Here is a 17,551-nt window from a genome sequence, read left to right as displayed (position 1 = left end):
ACCAGCCACGCCGCACCGACAGACCATGACCTCATGGGGGAGATGACACATATGAAGCGCACGCTCGTCCTCACACTCACCGCCGCGTCGCTGAGTGCAGTGAGCCTGCTCGGCCTCGGAACGGCGACCGCCGGTGCCGCGCCTTCCAAGAGTTCCGCACCGGCCGCGGTTTCCGCCGAATTCGGTCTGCAGGCCGGCAAGTTCTATGTCTACAAGGACGACAACTTCAAGAACGGGTACTACCCCTTCGTCCGGTCCGACGGGAACCTGGCGAACAACAAGTGGATCGGGGGCGACCACGCCCGCAGGGCGATCAACAACGGCACGAGCTCGGTCAAGAACAGCACGGACCGCTGGGTGGGTCTGTACGACAACGCCGACGACGGACACGGTTGCGGCGGCGCCAAGTATTCCAGCCGACCGCACAGCGAGGACTCCGACCTGACGAACAACGGCTTTGACAACAAGGCAAGTTGCGTCCGGTTCCGGTAGGAGCGCGTTCGGGGTGGGGCGCCGGGCTCCATCGGTGCCCCGCCCCTGACTCATGACTGTCAGAGGGTTCACCCTGTCGTCCCGTTCCGCGCTTGCCGCGCCGGCTTTCCTTGTCCTGGCCACCGGGTGTTCGTCGGCGACAGCAGAGCCGTCGTCACGGAAGGAAGCGGATGTTCCCGTCGTCTCTTCCGTCGGCGAGGAGGCGCGACGCCTGGTCCTGCCTTTCGACGCGTACGCGATATCCACTCCTCAGATCCATACCATCGAGTCCGCCGAAGATCTCCTGATCCGCGACTGCATGCGTGAACATGGAAGGGGATGGAATACTCTGCCCGGGCCGAGCGGCATCGACTGGGCCCCGTCGAACCGGCGACGTTACGGCCTCATCGAATCGGAAATCGCCGCCCGCTTCGGCTACCACCTGCCGCCGACCCCGCAGGAGCTGACCCGCCGCGAAGCGGTATGGGACGCACGAAAGAAGCTGCCGGAACGGGAACAGCTGGCCGCCTTTGGCAAGAAGGGCGGGGCGGGTGCTGGAAGCAGGCGCACGAAAGCCTGCTCCGAGGGATTGCGCAATCCGACCAGTCCCTGTTCAACCGGCGCATCGGTGAGGAATTCGACGCCTCCAGGCGCGACAGCGAGGTGGTACGCGTCGTCCGTAATTGGAGCGCGTGTATGAAGGAGAAGGGATTCCGCTACTCCGCCCCGCTCGCAGTCACCGCTGATGCCCGGTGGGGCAAGTCAACTCGACCCTCCCGACAGGAAATCGCCGTGGCACAGGCGGACATTCGATGCAAGGAGAAAACCGATCTCGTCTCCGTCTGGGCCGGCGTGGAGACTCGGATGCAGAACGACGCCATTCGTAGCCGCTCGAAGGAATTCCGGGTGCTGAAGGCCGAGAAGGAGCAGTGGCTCAAGGCTGCCCGCCGGGTCCTCGAACGCGGATGAGTCATGGCCGTCACGCCGCGGGTGGCCTACGGGGAACGTTTGCTGCGGCGTCGGCCGGTTCACCGACATGAATTCGTCCTTGGGGCTGTCCCGCGATGGCTACGGCAACTTCGTGCTTGAGCAGGTGGCCAAGGATGCCGGGTACGCGCGCGGCGTGCTCTATCACCACGACACATCATCAAGAAACGTAACGGAGAGCATCATGAAGGTTGGCATGATAGCAAGCCACTATCCGCACCCTTCCCACCGCGAGGAGTTCATCTCCCGCGTCCACCGGGTCCGCAAGGAATTTCTGCGGACACCGGGATGCCTGTCGGCCGACTACTGGGTGTCCGCCGACGGCGACGCGGTGATTTCGATTGTGCAATGGGAGTCCGAGGAAGCATCCGCCGCGTCGTTCGCTGCCGTCCAGGCGGCAGGATTTGCTTTGGACCTTGCCTATGACGAGCGTGAATCACGCCCTCGCGAGATAGTCCGACTCGTGGCGCCCTGACCCCACCACCTCATTTCGACACGCGGCCGCGACAGCTCTCGCACATCTGAAGCCGCCCACCACAGAGACCCGCTCGCCCGAACCGCCCATCGGGCGAGCGAGCTCAACTCCACACGACCGTCACCTGCCGGGCTCGTGCGCGGCCGTTCTCACCCGTCGAGTGCCGCCGCCATGTGGTCGAGGTCGGCGAGGATCTCGGCGAGACGTTGCTCCGGGACGGCGTCGGTCATGCGCTGGTCGATGGCGTAGACGGCGGAGCGTGCCGCCGCGAGGCGACGGTGGCCCTCCTTGGTGAGGTGGGCGGGCAGAGCGCGACCGCGGTCGGTGGTGGCCGGCCGGGTGATGAGGCCGGCGTCCTGCAGTCCGCGAAGGACGACGTTCATGGACTGCCGTGTGACGAAGGTGCCGCGCGCCAGCTCGGCGTTGGACAGGCCGGGGCGCTGGTCGAGGAGTTCGAGGCAGGCGTACTGCGGCACCGTCAGGCCGTACTCGCGCAGTGCTCTGTCCATCGCGCTGCGCAGCGCTGCGGCGGCGCGCTTGAGGCGGTATCCCAGGCGCTCGGTCACGTCGGCGGCCGGGGTCTGGCTGGAGGGAGTCCCATCGTGCATGTCAGGAGTTTGACATGTAAGCGCGGCGCCGTCTATCTTCCGTGTATGTCAAAGTCCTGACATGAAAAGTCCTGACATGAAGCGCGATCGAGGAGTACACATGACTGTCACCGTCAGCGGGCCGGACTTCATCGCTCTGCAGGTGCGCGATGTCGAAGCGGCCGCCGCCTTCTTCGAGGGGCATCTCGGGCTGCGCCGGGCGCCTGCCTCGCCGCCCGGCGCCGTGGTGTTCGCCACCGAGCCGGTTCCGTTCGCCGTCCGCGAGCCGCTGCCGGGAGTGGATCTCGACGCCGTCGAGCGGCCCGGCCTCGGGGTCGCCCTGTGGTTCCGGACCACTGACGCGCAGGCTCTGCACGACAGGCTCCACTCCGCAGGGATCCCCATCGTCAAGGCACCCGAAGACGGTCCGTTCGGCAGGATGTTCACGTTCGTCGGCCCTGAGGGCTACGCCATCACTACGCACGAAGGATGACCATGACCGCCATCGTCATCACACCGCGCGGGCCGTTCTCACTTGCGGCGAGCATGCGGTTCCTGGAGGGCTTTACGCCCGCCGGGTACCGCGACGCCTCGGACGGCAGGGTGCTGCGCCTGGCCTTTCCCGCCGACGATGGCCACTCGACGGTGAGCGCGGAGGTGAGCCAGACGGAGGGCTCGGGGGGCTCGGCGGGCTCAGAGGGCTCGGCGGGCTCCATACAGGCGAATGTCACCGTGCACACCGGGAATCCGGGCAAGGACGGGATGGGCGCGGCATCCGCGGAATCGGATGGTGTGAGTGCGGTGCGGGCGCAACTGGCCCGCATCCTCTCGCTCGACGTCGACGGCAGCGGGTTCCCACGGCTCGCCGAGCACGATCCCGTCGTGGCCGAGCTCATCGCGGCGTACCCGGGGCTGCGACCGGTGTGCTTCTACTCGCCGTACGAGGCCGCGGCCTGGGCGGTCATCGGCCACCGCATCCGGATGGTCCAGGCCGCCGCGATCAAGGGCCGCATCGCCGAGCACCACGGTCAGCGCGTGGCCGTCGCCGGACAGTTCCTGCACGCCTTCCCCACCCCGCTGGTCCTGCGCGGACTCAGCCGTGTTCCTGGCCTGCCCGAGGTGAAGGTCGAACGGCTACGTCTCCTCGCCGACGCGGCTCTCGCCGGCGATCTCGACGCCGCCCGGCTGCGCGCGATGCCGGTGGACGACGCCCTCGCTCATCTGCGGACCCTGCCCGGCATCGGCCCCTTCTCCGCGGAGCTCATCCTCATCCGAGGCGCCGGACACCCCGATGTCTTCCCCCGCCATGAACGCCGGCTCCACGCCTCGATGGCCGAGGCCTACGACCTCGGCGATCCGGACGCCTCCGACGCGCGCCGGCTCGCCGGGATCAGCGACCACTGGGCGCCCTACCGCAGCTGGGTCGCGCTCCTGCTGCGCACCCGCCGGGAGGAGCAGGCCGGACAAGCAGCCCGCGGTCGCTCGGTGCGGTAGTGCCCGCGGCGGCCAAGTCCGCCGGTGCCGCAATCGCCACGGCGAAGCGGCAACGGCCCGTGTTCGCCCGCAGCGCCCTGCGCTCGTTCACTGATCGTCGGCAAAGCTGCCCCGCTCAGTGAAGCGATTAGTCGACGGCGGTCATCAGTTGCGCTCCCACTTCTTGCGGCCGATCAGCCTCTGCCCGAGGAGCACAGCGACGCGCTCGCCCGCCTCGAACACCGAGTCCAGAGCCGCCTCGACGGTCTCCTCGACGCCCTCCTCCTCGGTGGTCAGCACCACGACGTGGATCGAGGGGTCGCGCTGCGCCTCACGGATGGTGTGCGAATGGCCGGAGTCCGGGACGTAGGCGATCTGTTGGACGTCGCGCTTCTTCCATGCGCTGCTCGCATGGCGGGCGGCTGCGTCCCTGCGACCTGCGTCCCTGCGACCTGCCGCCGACTACGGGCGGGCTACGGTCGTTCGTCGAGGAATGCCCCGACCAGAGCGCCGGCCTCGGTACGGCATTCTTCGAAGTAGGCGTGCCGGGCGCCGGGGAACAGATGTGTCCGGGTGTGGGGGATACGGGCGGCGAGCAGCGGGACGTTGTCCGGTGGCGTGAGCCGGTCGTGCTCGCCGTGCAGGATCAGGGTGGGCGCGCCGATGAGGGGGAGTACGTCCCAGGCGTCGTGCTTGTTGCTGGCCACCAGGTGTCCGCGCCGGGCATGCGGGGGCATGTCGGGGTCGCCGAGGGTGGTGTACGGGCCGGGGTGGTCGGTGAGCCAGGCGGGGGAGTACATCAGGTCGGTCAGGGCCTGCCGTGCGGCCTCCGGATCGGTTTGGGCCAGGGCGCGACGCACCGAGGTGTCGCGCTCGACGGCGTACGGGCCGCCGGGAGAGGTGCAGCCCAGCACGAGGCGCCGGACCCGGCCGGGGTGGCGGGCGGCGACCCATTGGGCGACCCGGCCGCCCATGGAGGTCCCGTAGACGTCGGCGCGCTCGATATCCAGGTGGTCGAGGACCGCGATGACATCCTCGGCGAACTGCTGTGTGGAGTACGGCCCTTGGGGCTTGTCGCTGTCGCCGGTGCCGCGGTAGTCGAGGGTGAGGGTGGAGTGCGTGGTGTGGAAGTCCTCGCGTATGCCGTCCCACCAGTGGTGGTTGTTCGCCTGCCCGGCCAGGAGGACGAGCGGATACCCGTCTCCCCGGCGCTGGTAGGACAGTGCCGTGCCGTCCTGGGCGTGGGCGATGGCGTGGGGATGGTGGCCGGTGTCGGTCATGGGGGTTCCTGAGGGTTCCTTCGGCGGGGTGTTCTTGGACGCTTGGGCAGGCGCGCGTGAGGTCACTCGCCCTCGGCGAGAACGTCGGCTCCCTGTACCTGGGCGGAGGGCCATCTCCCCTGGGTCGCCGCCGAGTTGATCTGACGGGCCAGCTCGCGAGCGACGGCCTCCACGGCGGGAGGGGTACGCCCGAACCTCGGTGTGCCGAGGATGATCGAGCGCCACACGTCGGGTTCGCACAGCGGCGCGGCACTCAGGGCGCCCTGCGTGACGTCCTCGGCGATGCCGACACCGGGCAGGACGGTCCAGCCGTGGCCGGCCAGCACGAGTTGCTTCTGCACCCGCATGGAGTTGGTCTGAACGGCGACGTTCATGTCGGCTCCGGCCCGCACCGCCGCGGCGTCGATCAGGCTGCGCAGCGCATGTCCGGACGCGGGCATGATGAGCGGGTGCGTCGCCGCCTCCGCGAACGGGACGGGACGATCGGCCCGAAGACCGGCCGACGGCGGCGCGACCACCCACAGATGCTCGCGCACCAGCGGCCGGGCGTTGAGTGACGGCGTGCTGTCCAGGTTGTAGAGCAGCGTCAGGTCCAGGTCCCCGTCGTCGAGCCACTGCTGCAGATGCCCCGAGTAGGCGGTGATCAGACGCAGCTCGACGCCGGGGTGGTCGCGGGCGAGGGCTGTCACGAGCGGCTCCGCCAGCAGATCGCTGGTGCTCTCCAGCAGTCCGACGGTGACGATGCCCGTCACCACACCGGGAGTGGGCTGCACCTCGGCGCGGGCCCGCTCCAGTTCGTTCAGCGCGCGCCGCGCCCGGTCCACCATGATCGCCCCGGCCTCGGTGGGCCGCATGCCCTGTCCGGTCCGTTCGAAAAGGGGGACGTCGAGTTCCTGCTCCAGGGTGCGGATCTGCCGGGTCACCGCGGGTTGCACCAGGTGCAGCAGCTCCGCGGCACGCGTGACGCTGCCGACCTCGGCCACCGTGACGATTGCCTTGAGCTGCTTGATGTCCAAGGAGCTTCCTTCCACCCCCCCCATCCGAAGTACGCATGGGGCCATTACGTATTGCTATTTCGCCGACGCTGCCATGACCATTCATGATGGTACTCCCGACACGGGACCCGCACGCTTCTGGAGGTCACCCCATGACCGAGCTCCCCGAAGAACTGCCGCTCTCCGGTATCACCGTCGTCAGCGTCGAGCAGGCGGTGGCGGCCCCCTTCGCCACCCGCCAACTGGCCGATCTCGGCGCGCGTGTCATCAAGGTGGAACGCCCGGGCGGGGGCGACTTCGCCCGCCGTTACGACACCACGGTGCACGGCGAGTCCAGCTACTTCGTGTGGCTCAACCGGTCGAAGGAGTCCGTGACGCTCGACCTGAAGTCGGACCGGGGGCGGCAGGTGTTGGAGCAACTGCTGGGCGGGGCCGATGTGTTCGTGCAGAACCTGGCCCCGGGCGCGGCCGCCAGGATGGGCCTGGGCGCCGATGACCTCGCCGAGCGCTTCCCGTCGCTGATCCCGTGCTCCATCTCGGGCTACGGATCCAGCGGGCCGTGGGCCGGCCGGAAGGCGTACGACTTGCTGGTGCAGTGCCAGACCGGCCTGGTCTCGCTGACGGGGAACGAGCACGGCTCGGCCCGGGTAGGGGTATCGGTCGCCGATATCGCGGCCGGCATGTACGCGTACTCGGGCATCCTCACCGCGCTGTTCACCCGGGCGACCACCGGCGTCACCCGGTCCGTGGAGGTATCGCTGTTCGAGGCACTGGCCGAGTGGATGAACCAGCCCGCCTACTACACCCGTTACGGCGGCACCCAGCCCCCGCGCATCGGCACGCAGCACGCCACCATCGCGCCGTACGGCGCCTACACCGCGGCTGACGGCAAGGACGTGCTGTTCTCCATCCAGAACGAGCGTGAATGGGCGGCCCTGTGCGAGCGGTTCCTGGGCCTGCCCGGGCTCGTCGGAGATCCGCGCTTCGCCACCGGCCCCGACCGCGTGGCCCACCGCGAGGAACTCAATGCGATCGTGGCCGAGCGGTTCGGCAGGTCGGACAGCGGCGAGGTGATGAAGCTGCTGGACGAGGCGGGCATCGCGAACGCCGGCGTCAACGACATCGACGAGTTCGTGCGTCACCCCGTACTCAGCGCCCGGGACCGCTGGCGCGACGTACGGATTCCCGGGGGAGCAGTGGTGCCCGCGCTGCTGCCACCGACGGACCTGGCCGGCACCGCCCCGCGTATGGACGCCGTCCCCGCCGCCGGCGAGCACACCGGGAGCATCCTGGCCGAGTTGGGGTACAGCACGGCCGACATCGACGGTATGAGGGCCGACCAGGTCATCTGAACTGCCTGTCCAGGGCTGTCGGCGGCAGTAACGCCGGCCGTCCCTCCACCCCTGACCCTGTCAGCAAGGAGCGTCACAGCATGAGCACTCTCGACATCCTGTCCGAGGACGAGCAGCTCATCGTCAGGACGGTGCACGACTTCGTCGACAACGAGGTGAAGCCCGTCGTCCGGGAACTGGAGCACGCCAACACCTACCCCGAGGCCCTGATCGAGCAGATGAAGCAGCTCGGGATCTTCGGCCTCGCCATCCCCGAGGAGTACGGCGGCACCCCGGTCTCCGCCCCCTGTTACGTCCTGATCACCGAGGAACTCGCCCGCGGTTGGATGAGCCTGGCCGGTGCGACGGGCGGCCACACCGTCGTCTCCAAGCTGCTGCTGGACTTCGGCACCGAGGAGCAGAAGCGCCGCTACCTGCCCCGGATGGCCACCGGCGAAATCCGGGCCACCTTGGCTCTGACCGAACCGGGCGGCGGCTCCGACCTCCAGGCCCTGCGCACCATCGCCCGCAAGGACGGTGGGGGAGGATATGTGGTCAACGGGTCGAAGACATGGATCACCAACGTCCGGCGGTCCGGGCTGATCGCCCTGCTGTGCAAGACGGACCCGGAGGCCGAGCCCGCGCACAAGGGCATCTCGATCCTGCTCGTCGAGCACGGGCCCGGTCTGACGGTCTCGCGCGATCTGCCCAAGCTCGGCTACAAGGGCGTCGAGAGCTGCGAGTTGTCGTTCGACGCCTACCGGGCGCCGGCCGACGCCGTACTCGGTGAGGTCGAGGGCAAGGGCTTCGCGCAGATGATGAAGGGCCTGGAGACCGGACGGCTCCAGGTCGCCGCTCGCGCGCTCGGGGTCGGCCGGGCGGCACTGGAGGACGCACTCGCCTACGCCCAGGAGCGCGAGTCCTTCGGCAAACCGATCTGGAAGCACCAGTCGATCGGCAACCACCTCGCCGACATGGCCACCTCGCTGACCGCGGCACGCCAGCTCACCCTCTACGCGGCCCGCGAGGCCGAGGCGGGCCGACGCATCGACATGGAGGCGGGCATGGCCAAGCTCTTCGCCTCCGAGACCGCGATGCAGATCGCCCTCAACGCCGTCCGCATCCACGGTGGTTACGGCTACTCCACCGAGTTCGACGTCGAGCGCTACTTCCGCGACGCACCGCTGATGATCGTCGGCGAGGGCACCAACGAGATCCAGCGCAACATCATCGTGAGCCGGCTCGTCAAGCGCGGAGGGCTCGACGCGTGAACATCGTCGTCCGTGTGAAGTGCGTGCCCGACGCCACCGGGGATTCCTTGCAGATCGTGTTGACGACGGCCGGGAGCTACGTTTCCAGGAGGCCGGCGTAGCCGAAGGAGACGCGAGGCCGACAGCACCGCTTCCGGTCTTCCCGCTGGCGTGGCGCCCTGTTCCCGATGCCCGCCCCCGACGCCACGCCATGCGCGTGGGCGTCGCAACAGAGGTGCGTCGCAGTCGCATTGCTGCCGACGGCAGGGTCAAGTCCCCATTGCCGAGGTGCTGCTCGGGTGATCGCTGTACGCGGTGATTCCTCCACGGGCCGCCAGCCAGGGCATTCGGTGGACGAGGTTGTCACGCAACTCGGTGAGCGCGGCGATCCGCTCTTCCAGCTCGGCCACCCGCTGTGCGCCTACAACGGCGTACCCGTCGGTGCACAGCGGGTGGTAGGAGACCACCTCAGGTAGGTCGGCGTCGAGGTAGCGAAGGAAGGACTTCACATCTTCGACGGTGAACCCGCTGGCCAGAAGCTCGCGGATGTTGCGGACCCGGCGCACCGCGCCAGGCTCGTACACGCGATAACCCGCCGCCGTACGGCCGGACTCCAGCAGACCCTGCTCCTCGTAGTAGCGCAGGGCACGGGTCGTGGTCCCCGCCTCCGCGGCCAGTTCACCGATCAGCATCGCAGCCACCTCCAGGTCCGACCGTACGGCCTTACGCACACGTGAAGGTCAACTCCCCAGCCGGACCACTGTCTTCCCGGTGTACGCGCCCTTCACAAGATCGAGCAGGGCCTGCGGCGCGTTGGCCAGCCCATCGATCACCGTCTCGTCGTGGACGATCGAACCCTCGCGCAGCCAGGAGCGGAACTGCGCGCCGAACTCCGGAGCGCGCTCAAGGTGATCGCTCAGCGTGAAGCCGCGGATGGTGAGGCGTTTCCCGAGGACGCCGAGCAGGTCGCCGGGCCCTTCGTCGGGACCGGCCTTGCTCTGCCGGTTGAGGGCTCCGCACACCGCGATCCGGCCGTGCGGGTTCATGACCTCGATCGCCGCACGCAGCTGATCGCCACCCACATTGTCGAAATAGACGTCGATGCCTTCGGGCGCAGCCTCGCGCAGCCGGTCCGCGATCGGGCCGTCGTGATAATCGAAGGCCGCATCGAACCCGAGCTTCTCGGTGAGATAGGCGGCTTTGGCCCGCGATCCGGCGCTGCCGATCACCCGGGCCGCTCCCTTGAGCCTGGCGATCTGGCCGGCCATGCTTCCGGTCGCCCCCGCCGCGCTGGAGACGAAGACGGTGTCGCCGGGCCGTAGCTCCGCTGCGTCCATGAGCCCGACATAGGCGACCAGTCCGAAGCCCAGGTAGGTGGAGGGCGTCGGATAGGCGTCCCGGTCGACGCGGCGGAACAGCCCGGCCCGCGCCACGGCGTACTCGCGCCAGCCGAGCCTGTGCATCACCAGGTCGCCTTCGCCCAGTGACGGATCGGCGGAGGCGACCACCTCACCGATGGCGTCGCCGTACATCACCTCGCCGACCTCGTAGCGGGGCATCGGCAGGCCGGGCTCGCCCGCGATCAGCATCAGCATGCCGGGGTCGAGCGACATGAACATATTGCGGACCACCACCTGACCCGGCGTGGGATCGGGGACAGCAACCTCGGCAATCTCGAAGTCGCCGGGAGCGGGCAGGCCCTTGGGCCGGGCGATGAGCCGGGCCTCCAGCCCTGTGCGCAAGGCGCCGGAGCGGTGGGAGGGCGTGGTGTTCTTCAAAGATGCGTTCATGCACACGACGCTAGGGATTGACCCATGCGTGAAGGTCAAGCCGTCCGGCCGGTGACGGACCGGATTCGAGGGCCTGGCCGGCACGTGCCTGGTTCCACGGAGCTCCGGGCAGTTCCGAGGTGTCCCTGCGGTGGCGGACCAGAAGGAGCCGTGTGCACCCCCACCGCCGACCGATCGTGGACGCGAGCCGTTCGGTCGCTCAGTGCTGGAGCGCGACCTTGAAGACCACGATGACCAATCCGAGGAGAAGGTTCACCGCACCCGCGACCAGGATCAGACGGCGCGAGGCACCGGCGCGCACGGCGGCCAGAGTCGCCCAGCCGACCTGTCCGGCCAGAGCGACAGTGAGCGCCAGCCAGGCCGTTCCCTGCACTCCCAGTCCGAAGAGTGGGCTGATCGCCACGGCAGCGGCCGGTGGGACGGCCGCCTTGAGGATCGGCCGCTCGTCGGCGAACAGGCGGCGAACCTCCTTCCGGCTCACGGGCCCGTGCACCATACGGGCTCCGAAGAGGCGGGAGAAGACATGCGCGGCCCAGAACACCAGACCGGTACCGAGCAGCAGCACCATGAGTTCCAACCGCGGAAACGAGCCGAGCGTTCCGGCGCCGACCACCACGGAGGCGGCGAGCAGCGAGCCGTATACCGCGCCGCTGTAGTCGATATGAGCGGCACCGGTCGGTGGCCGAGTCTGTGCGTCATGCGCGCGGGTCCGGTGTGTCACACCTCCAGGGTGCCCGAGCAGGCGCGCTTCGCATGGTCACAACGTGCGACGACGGGGGAGCGGCCGGTGCTGAATCAACCGGTGTCACGCCCCGCCGCGGCCCGTCCCACCGTCAGGGCCAGCCTGCGCACCCTGCGCCAGTCCATCGGCGGCTTGCCGCGCGGCACGCCGGGACGGTGGCGGGGCAGTCGTACGCGCAGCGCGCCCGGTTCGATCCAGCAGCGTACGGGGGTGGGCACGGTGAGGGCCTCGCCGTCGACACCCACCGGGATGGCGGGTGCGTCGGCGTCGACGACCACCTCCTGGGCGGCGATCGAGGTCAGTCCGGGCCCGTGCCTGCCGCGCAGCATTGCGGCCGCCTGCACCGCGTTGTCGACCGTGACACCAAGCACTCCCAGGACACCGGAGTCCAGCCGTTCCCGGCGCCCCAGACCCGCGGGATCTCCCATCCGGTAGGGGTTGTTGCTCACCAGAACGGCTTGGGGCCCGTCGACGGTCACGGCATCAGCGTGCACCTTCAGGCGCGGGCCGCTGTGGTGGGTCAGCAGGTCGGGCAGCAGCTGAAGGGTGGTACGGGCCTTGTCGTCGCGATAGGCCGGGCTCTGCACCACGGTCGCGTACGCGCCGAAGGAGGCGTTGTTGACGAAGACCCGCCCCCGGCCTTCCGCCGCGGGCGCCCCCACGTCGATGAAGCCCAGGTCGACGCGTAGCTCGACGCCGTCGGTGAGCGCCTCAAGGCACGCCGAGGGATCCTCACGGTCGAGGCCGAGGTCCATGGCGAAATGGTTGCGGGTCCCGGCGCAGATGACGACGAACGGAACGCCGCGCTCCGCCGCCACGCCCGCGACCAGGGCCTGTGTACCGTCGCCGCCCGCGACACCGAGCAGGTCGGCGCCGTCGTCGACGGCCCGCCTCGCCAGCTCGGCCACGTCCTGCGGCTGCGCGGGGTCCAGCACGACGACTTCGGCGCCGAGAGCCCTGGCCTTGTCCGTCAAGTGGAACCTCCCGACCTTCCCGCCGCCCGAGCGCGGGTTCATGATCAGGAACGGGCGTCCCGGAGGAGCGACCCGGCGTTCCGGCGTGCGCGCCGGGCCGGTGTCCTGTGCCAGTGCTGTTCTGCCCGTGACGACGGCAAGCGTCCACAGGGCGAGCGAGACGAGCACCACCCACAGCAGCCCGGCGACCGCGTAGAGCACCAGGACGGCGACCGGTGCGGCTGCCGTCAGCAGGAGACCGAGCACCCTGGCCGCACCTCCGTGCGCGAGCACCCACCACAGGCCGGCCGCCGTGGCGGCCAGCCCGGCCAGCCCCACGGCCACCAGCACGACGCTCCGTAGCCCGGCGAACACCAGCAGGACCAGCAGCGCCGCCGTTCCCGCCGCCAGGGCCAGCCGTGCGGCCCAGCGTCTGTCCACGCGATCAAACCTCCCGCCGCCTGCCACAGCCCTCCCACCGTCCACTCCACGGGCGCGGCCCGCGAAGCGCATCACCCGGGGCGGGCGATCCGTCCCCAGGTCGTCGCGTGGCGATCAACGGCCGAGCACGTGACCATGGGAAAGCCGGTTCCGGTCCCCCGCCACGAGCCGCTTCACCCAGTGGCGGAAGCGGAGTCCATGCCCGGCCAGGCGCCGTCCATCGCCTCCTGGGGGTGGTGCTCATGCTTCCAGCCCGTGCCTCAGGCGCAGAGGGCGGCGAGAACACCGTCGTCCCGTCCTTCGGCGTAGCCGGCGTACCGCTGGACCCGTCCGGGGGCCCACTGCTCGCGGCCAAGTTCTCGGTCCCGGCCGTCGCTCGCGGCTTCGTCCGCAGACAGCGGCTCCTGGACCGGCTCACCGATGGCACGAACGGGCCGCTCACCGTCGTCACGGGCGCGGCAGGGGCCGGAAAGACGATTCTCGTCTCCTCCTGGACGCAAGGGGGGACGCACCCGGGGCCGGTGGTGTGGGTGACCCTGGACTCCGACGACACCCCCGGTGTCATCTGGGCCTACATCGTGGAGGCGTTGCGCCGCGGGCTTCTCGGACTCACCGGTGACATCGGCATGCCTGTCGGTGCCGGCAGCGCCGATCACTCGATGCTGGTCCGCCTCTGCTCCGCCCTGGAACGGCTTCCCGAGCCGGTGGTCCTCGTGCTCGACGGCCTGGACAAGGTGCCCGGCCGGGAGGTGACATCGGGCCTGGGATTCGTCCTGGACCACGCCGGGCCGCGGCTGCGCCTGGTCCTGACCAGCCGGGAGGATCCCTCGCTGCCGCTCCACCGCTACCGCACCGAGGACCGGCTGTACGAGATCCGGGGCGCCGACCTGGCGTTCACCCCGCACGAGGTGGCCGTGCTGCTGCGCGGGCACGGTCTGGTGCCGGGCAGGGAGACCGTGGAGGCCCTCACCAGCCGCACCGAGGGCTGGGCCGCCGGGCTGCGGCTGTGCGCCCTGGCCATGGAGGGTTCGGGCGACGCGGACGGCTTTGTGCGGTCGTTCACCGCCTCCGAGCACGCGGTCGCCGACTACCTGACCGCCGAGATCCTCGACGCCCAGCCCGCCGCGACCCGGGAGTTGCTGCTGCGTGTCAGCATCCTGGACCGGGTGCACCCCGATCTCGCCAACGCGCTGACGGGGCGCCAGGACGCCGAGGGGATCCTGACGCGGCTGACGCGTGCCAACGCCTTCGTCGAACCCCTTGCCGACACGGGGTGGTGTCGCTTCCACCCGCTGTTCGCCGCGGTGCTCCATGCGCATCTGCGCAGCCGGCGGCCCGGCCTCGAACCAAGGTTGCACCGCCGGGCCGCACGCTGGTTCACCGGTTCCGGCCAGGTCACCGAGGCCCTGGCCCACGCGGCCGCGGGCGGGGACTGGAAGTACGGCGCCGCCGAGGCCGTCCGGCACCTGATGCCCGGACGTCTGCTGGCCGACCCCGAGGCCGAGGGGCTCGAAGGGCTCTTCTCCCGCATGCCCGCGGACGTCCCGGGAGCCGAACCGGCCCTGGTCGCGGCAGCCTGCCACCTGTCCCGGCGCGACCCTGTGGGCTGCCGCGCGTGCCTCGCGCGGGCCGAGTACCACCTGGACTGCAAGGGAGCATGTGCCACGCCCGAGGCGCGGCTCACCCACGTCCTCCTGCGGCTGTTGTCCGAGCCGTACGAGCAGCGGCACGGAGGTGCGGACGGCACGGCGGCGGCCGAGGAGGCGGCACGGCACATCGGGGAACTGATGGCGCAGCTGCCACGATTCCGGATCAAGGAACACCCCGAGATCGAGGCGCTGCGACGCCACGGGCCGGCCTGCGCCCTGCTGAAGTCCGGACGCCTCGACGACGCCCGGACCGCGTTCGCGGACGCCGCGCGGGCCTGTACGGCCGAGGCGACGCACCTCGTGCGGCACCAGTGCTTGGGGCGGCTCGCCCTGGCCGAGGGGATCGACGGGGCGCTGACCCTGGCGTCGGACCACGCCCGGTGCTCCCTCGCCGTCGCCGACCAGCACGGCATACCCCAGCCCCACCGTTCGGGGGCCGGTCACCTGGCGCTTGCCACTGTGGCATGCGAACGCGGCGAGGTCAGCACGGCGATTCGCCACATCGATCAGGCCGAGGCGCTCCCCGATACCCACGACGACCCGGTGCTGATGACGGAGAGAGCGATCCTCTGGTCCCGGGTGGAACTGGCGCAAGGCCGGTGGGCAGCGGCCCTCGCGGCCCTGGACGAACTCGTCCCATCCGCCCTTGTGTGGCCCGCCGAACGCCTGGCCGTCGCGCGCTCCACCGCGGCCCTGGCCCGCGGGGACCATGCGACGGCGATCTCCGCCTTGGACGGGGCCGAAGCTGCAAGCCCGTCCCGGACCGTCGCCCTCGCGCTCGCCCACCTCGCCGCCGGACACACCGAGACCGCTCTGCACCTCGTCGCCCCGATCGAAGACTCACCCGGGCCGAGCCTGCCCGATCGCGTACGGATCGGGCTGCTGCGGACCCGCGCCGCGATGCTGGGCGGCGACCGGGCAGCCGCTCACGCCCTGCTCGCCCAGGCTCTGGACGCGGCACGCCCCGAACAACTGCGACGGCCTTTCACCGAGGCCAGACCCTGGATGCGGCACCTGCTCCACCGCCCGGACGGCCCGCTCGGCGTACATGCCTGGCTCACCGCACGGCCACCGGACCGTCAGGACGACCCGATCCTGATCGAACCGCTGAGCGGCCGTGAACGGGAGGTGCTCGCGTACCTGGAGCGGATGATGACCACCGACGAGATCGCCGCCGCCCTGCACCTGTCCGTCAACACCGTCAAGACGCATCTACGGAGCATCTACCGCAAACTCTGCGTCTCCTCCCGCCGCGAAGCGGTCGAGCGCGGCCGGGAGTTCCGCCTTCTGTGAGCTTGCCGGCCTTGCCGTGCGATTGCGCTTTCTGTGAGCTTGTCGGCCTTGCCGTGCGGTCACGCCTTTTGTGAGCTGGCTGGCCCTGCCGTGCGGTCACCTGCTGTGGGTGATGCCGTCCCGTCGCACGGCGGGCAAGCATGCGGGAAGACGGTGTTCCAGGCGCGGGGAGGAGCGGTGGGACGCATGCGTTACGAGTTCCGCGTCACCGGCCACGTATCCGCGGGCCTGGCCGAGGCGTTCCCGGAGCTGGACAGGGTGCTGGCCCCCCGGCAGACGCTGTTCTTCGGGGCGGTGACCGACGAGGCGCATCTGTACGGGCTGCTGAACCGCTTCCGGGATCTCGGCCTGCGCGTCGAGGAGATGCGCCGCCTCGCGGACTGACGCCGGGAGCGAGGAGGCCTTCGCGACAGCGACGCATCCGGCCCTCCATGCCACCACCCCGGCCGAGCGAGCCGCCGCACGGCAAGGCCGCCTGCTCCCGAGTACCGGGTCCCGGCCACGCCCAGTTCTACCGCGGCGCCGCGGCGATCATGGCTGCGCGGCGCCGTCTGCTCGGCCGCTTCAGCGTGGTCGACATGCCGGATCACCGCCGCAACCGACTGATACGGCACCACCGGTCACTCACCCGTCCCGGGCGATGCGGAGCAGCCGCGGCGATGGCCACGGTGGAGATCACCGCCCGGCCATGGACGGTTCCGCGCGTGAAGGGAGGAGCCGATGGCCTCGTCCAGCCCCTCCGCTCCCCAAGGCTCCGGTAGGCCCGAAGAGGAGCCCGCCCTGAGCGCCGCCGAACGCGCGGAGTACGACAGGCTGCGCAAGGCCGCCGCCGTGCGCCACCGGTGCTGGCGCTACACGGCAGGATGCGTCCTGCTGGTTCTGGCCTTCCTCCTCGCCCCGCTCGCTGTCGTTGCCACCTGGGTGGACAGGGAGGTTGTCGACACCGACCGGTACGTCCAGACCGTGGCACCCCTCGCCTCCGAGCCCGCCGTGCAGAATGTCGTGACCGACCGGCTGACCAACCGCGTGGTCGGCACCGTCGACGTCAAAGCGATCACCGAATCCCTCACCAAGGCCCTCCAGAAGGCCGGCGCACCGCCCGTGGTGGTGAAGCACACCCCGGCGCTGGCCGGCCCTCTGAAGAGCGCGCTCACCCACACTGTGCACGGTGTGGTGTCGAAGGTGGTGACCAGCCACCAGTTCGCCCAGGTGTGGGACGAGGCCAACCGTGTTGCCCACGCCGCGGTGGTGAAGGTCCTCACCGGCGAGGGGAACAGCGCGGTGCAAGCGCGGGGGGACACCATCGTCCTGGACATCGGCACCATCGTCGACAAGGTCAAGCAGCGCCTGGTGGACGCCGGCTTCGAGAAGGCGGCAGACATCCCCAAGATCGACCGGACCGTTCCGCTGTTGCAGGTCGACAAGCTCCAGCAGGCGCAGGGCGTCATGCGCCTGCTCGATGTCGTCGGCACCTGGTTGCCCGTCGTGGGCCTCGCGCTGGTCGCGCTCGCCGTCTGGGTGATGCCCGCGCACCGGGTGGCGCTGATGAGCGCCGCGATCGGGATCGGCGTGATGATGATCGTGCTGCTCATCGGCCTCGCGGTCATGCGCGGGGTGTATCTGGACTCCGTCCGGCCGGCCACCATGCCCCGGGACGCGGCCGCCACCATCTTCGACACGTTCGTCCGCTTCCTGCGCCAGAGCACTCGCACCGTCCTCGTCATCGCTGTGATCACTGCCCTCGCGGCCTACCTGTACGGGCCCGGCCGCGGTGCCCGCGCCGTACGCTCCGGCGCCGCCCGGAGCACCGGGGCCGCCGGCCGGGCCCTGGCCC

19 protein-coding genes are annotated in these 17,551 nt (G+C 70.1%); 11 read left to right on the top strand and 8 right to left on the bottom strand.

What is annotated here, in order from left to right; genetic code table 11:
• Positions 1-33 precede the first annotated feature (33 nt).
• The 4 genes from DY245_RS42175 (at position 34) to DY245_RS42160 (ending at position 1,933) form a co-directional block, all read left to right on the top strand.
• On the top strand, positions 34-492 hold the full coding sequence (locus DY245_RS42175; RefSeq protein WP_128512408.1) for a hypothetical protein: 459 nt from the start codon (positions 34-36) through the stop codon (positions 490-492).
• Between the two features lie 52 nt (positions 493-544).
• The gene (locus DY245_RS42170) at positions 545-1,171 is read left to right on the top strand and encodes a hypothetical protein (protein ID WP_128512407.1); all 627 of its coding nucleotides are present in this window, start codon (positions 545-547) and stop codon (positions 1,169-1,171) included.
• 92 nt (positions 1,172-1,263) lie between these two features.
• Entirely contained in the window at positions 1,264-1,440 is a 177-nt protein-coding gene (locus DY245_RS45550) for a hypothetical protein (protein ID WP_220378001.1), read from the top strand.
• Between the two features lie 67 nt (positions 1,441-1,507).
• On the top strand, positions 1,508-1,933 hold the full coding sequence (locus tag DY245_RS42160; protein WP_244943607.1) for an antibiotic biosynthesis monooxygenase: 426 nt from the start codon (positions 1,508-1,510) through the stop codon (positions 1,931-1,933).
• A gap of 149 nt (positions 1,934-2,082) precedes the next feature.
• Here the strand turns inward: DY245_RS42160 and DY245_RS42155 are convergent, their stop codons facing one another.
• Positions 2,083-2,541 carry a MarR family winged helix-turn-helix transcriptional regulator gene (locus DY245_RS42155; protein ID WP_128512406.1) on the bottom strand — a complete coding sequence of 153 codons (459 nt, stop codon included), beginning with the start codon at positions 2,539-2,541 and terminating at the stop codon, positions 2,083-2,085.
• Between the two features lie 100 nt (positions 2,542-2,641).
• Between DY245_RS42155 and DY245_RS42150 the strand changes: the two genes are divergently transcribed.
• A complete protein-coding gene (locus tag DY245_RS42150; RefSeq protein ID WP_128512405.1) occupies positions 2,642-3,013 on the top strand; it encodes a VOC family protein in 372 nt (123 codons plus the stop codon).
• Positions 3,014-3,015: 2 nt separating this feature from the next.
• Positions 3,016-4,014 carry a DNA-3-methyladenine glycosylase family protein gene (locus tag DY245_RS42145; protein WP_128512433.1) on the top strand — a complete coding sequence of 333 codons (999 nt, stop codon included), beginning with the start codon at positions 3,016-3,018 and terminating at the stop codon, positions 4,012-4,014.
• 144 nt (positions 4,015-4,158) lie between these two features.
• Here DY245_RS42145 and DY245_RS42140 read toward each other — a convergent pair whose 3' ends face one another.
• The 3 genes from DY245_RS42140 to DY245_RS42130 all read right to left on the bottom strand — a co-directional run bounded on the left by DY245_RS42140 (position 4,159) and on the right by DY245_RS42130 (position 6,289).
• Complete coding sequence (locus tag DY245_RS42140) at positions 4,159-4,296, bottom strand: hypothetical protein (protein WP_244943606.1); 138 nt, start codon at positions 4,294-4,296, stop codon at positions 4,159-4,161.
• Positions 4,297-4,466: 170 nt separating this feature from the next.
• Positions 4,467-5,273 carry an alpha/beta fold hydrolase gene (locus DY245_RS42135; RefSeq protein WP_128512403.1) on the bottom strand — a complete coding sequence of 269 codons (807 nt, stop codon included), beginning with the start codon at positions 5,271-5,273 and terminating at the stop codon, positions 4,467-4,469.
• Positions 5,274-5,335: 62 nt separating this feature from the next.
• Positions 5,336-6,289 (bottom strand): LysR family transcriptional regulator, encoded by a 954-nt coding sequence (locus tag DY245_RS42130; protein WP_128512402.1) that lies wholly within the window; start codon positions 6,287-6,289, stop codon positions 5,336-5,338.
• A 131-nt stretch (positions 6,290-6,420) separates the two neighbouring features.
• Here DY245_RS42130 and DY245_RS42125 point away from each other — a divergent pair, with 131 nt between their 5' ends.
• Positions 6,421-7,620, top strand: a complete 1,200-nt coding sequence (locus tag DY245_RS42125; protein ID WP_128512401.1) for a CaiB/BaiF CoA transferase family protein — start codon at positions 6,421-6,423, stop codon at positions 7,618-7,620.
• An 80-nt stretch (positions 7,621-7,700) separates the two neighbouring features.
• Positions 7,701-8,870 (top strand): acyl-CoA dehydrogenase family protein, encoded by a 1,170-nt coding sequence (locus DY245_RS42120; RefSeq protein WP_128512400.1) that lies wholly within the window; start codon positions 7,701-7,703, stop codon positions 8,868-8,870.
• A gap of 248 nt (positions 8,871-9,118) precedes the next feature.
• Here the strand turns inward: DY245_RS42120 and DY245_RS42115 are convergent, their stop codons facing one another.
• The 4 genes from DY245_RS42115 to DY245_RS42100 all read right to left on the bottom strand — a co-directional run bounded on the left by DY245_RS42115 (position 9,119) and on the right by DY245_RS42100 (position 12,775).
• A complete protein-coding gene (locus DY245_RS42115; RefSeq protein ID WP_128512399.1) occupies positions 9,119-9,541 on the bottom strand; it encodes a MerR family transcriptional regulator in 423 nt (140 codons plus the stop codon).
• A gap of 48 nt (positions 9,542-9,589) precedes the next feature.
• The gene (locus DY245_RS42110) at positions 9,590-10,639 is read right to left on the bottom strand and encodes an NADP-dependent oxidoreductase (RefSeq protein ID WP_128512398.1); all 1,050 of its coding nucleotides are present in this window, start codon (positions 10,637-10,639) and stop codon (positions 9,590-9,592) included.
• A 199-nt stretch (positions 10,640-10,838) separates the two neighbouring features.
• Positions 10,839-11,360: a hypothetical protein gene (locus DY245_RS42105; RefSeq protein WP_425329521.1), complete on the bottom strand. Its 522-nt coding sequence runs from the start codon at positions 11,358-11,360 to the stop codon at positions 10,839-10,841.
• A 74-nt stretch (positions 11,361-11,434) separates the two neighbouring features.
• A complete protein-coding gene (locus DY245_RS42100) occupies positions 11,435-12,775 on the bottom strand; it encodes a diacylglycerol/lipid kinase family protein (RefSeq protein ID WP_244943605.1) in 1,341 nt (446 codons plus the stop codon).
• Positions 12,776-13,017: 242 nt separating this feature from the next.
• Here DY245_RS42100 and DY245_RS42095 point away from each other — a divergent pair, with 242 nt between their 5' ends.
• The 3 genes from DY245_RS42095 to DY245_RS42085 all read left to right on the top strand — a co-directional run.
• Complete coding sequence (locus tag DY245_RS42095) at positions 13,018-15,717, top strand: winged helix-turn-helix domain-containing protein (RefSeq protein ID WP_128512397.1); 2,700 nt, start codon at positions 13,018-13,020, stop codon at positions 15,715-15,717.
• A 186-nt stretch (positions 15,718-15,903) separates the two neighbouring features.
• Positions 15,904-16,101, top strand: a complete 198-nt coding sequence (locus DY245_RS42090; protein WP_128512396.1) for a hypothetical protein — start codon at positions 15,904-15,906, stop codon at positions 16,099-16,101.
• Positions 16,102-16,437: 336 nt separating this feature from the next.
• The coding region (locus DY245_RS42085; RefSeq protein WP_128512395.1) for a hypothetical protein at positions 16,438-17,551 on the top strand (1,114 nt) is incomplete at its 3' end.

It is taken from the genome of Streptomyces inhibens (genome assembly GCF_003389455.1).
Lineage (GTDB): Bacteria > Actinomycetota > Actinomycetes > Streptomycetales > Streptomycetaceae > Streptomyces > Streptomyces inhibens.
Note: the sequence above shows the minus strand (reverse complement) of the source record. Positions and strands in the feature narration are given on the sequence as shown.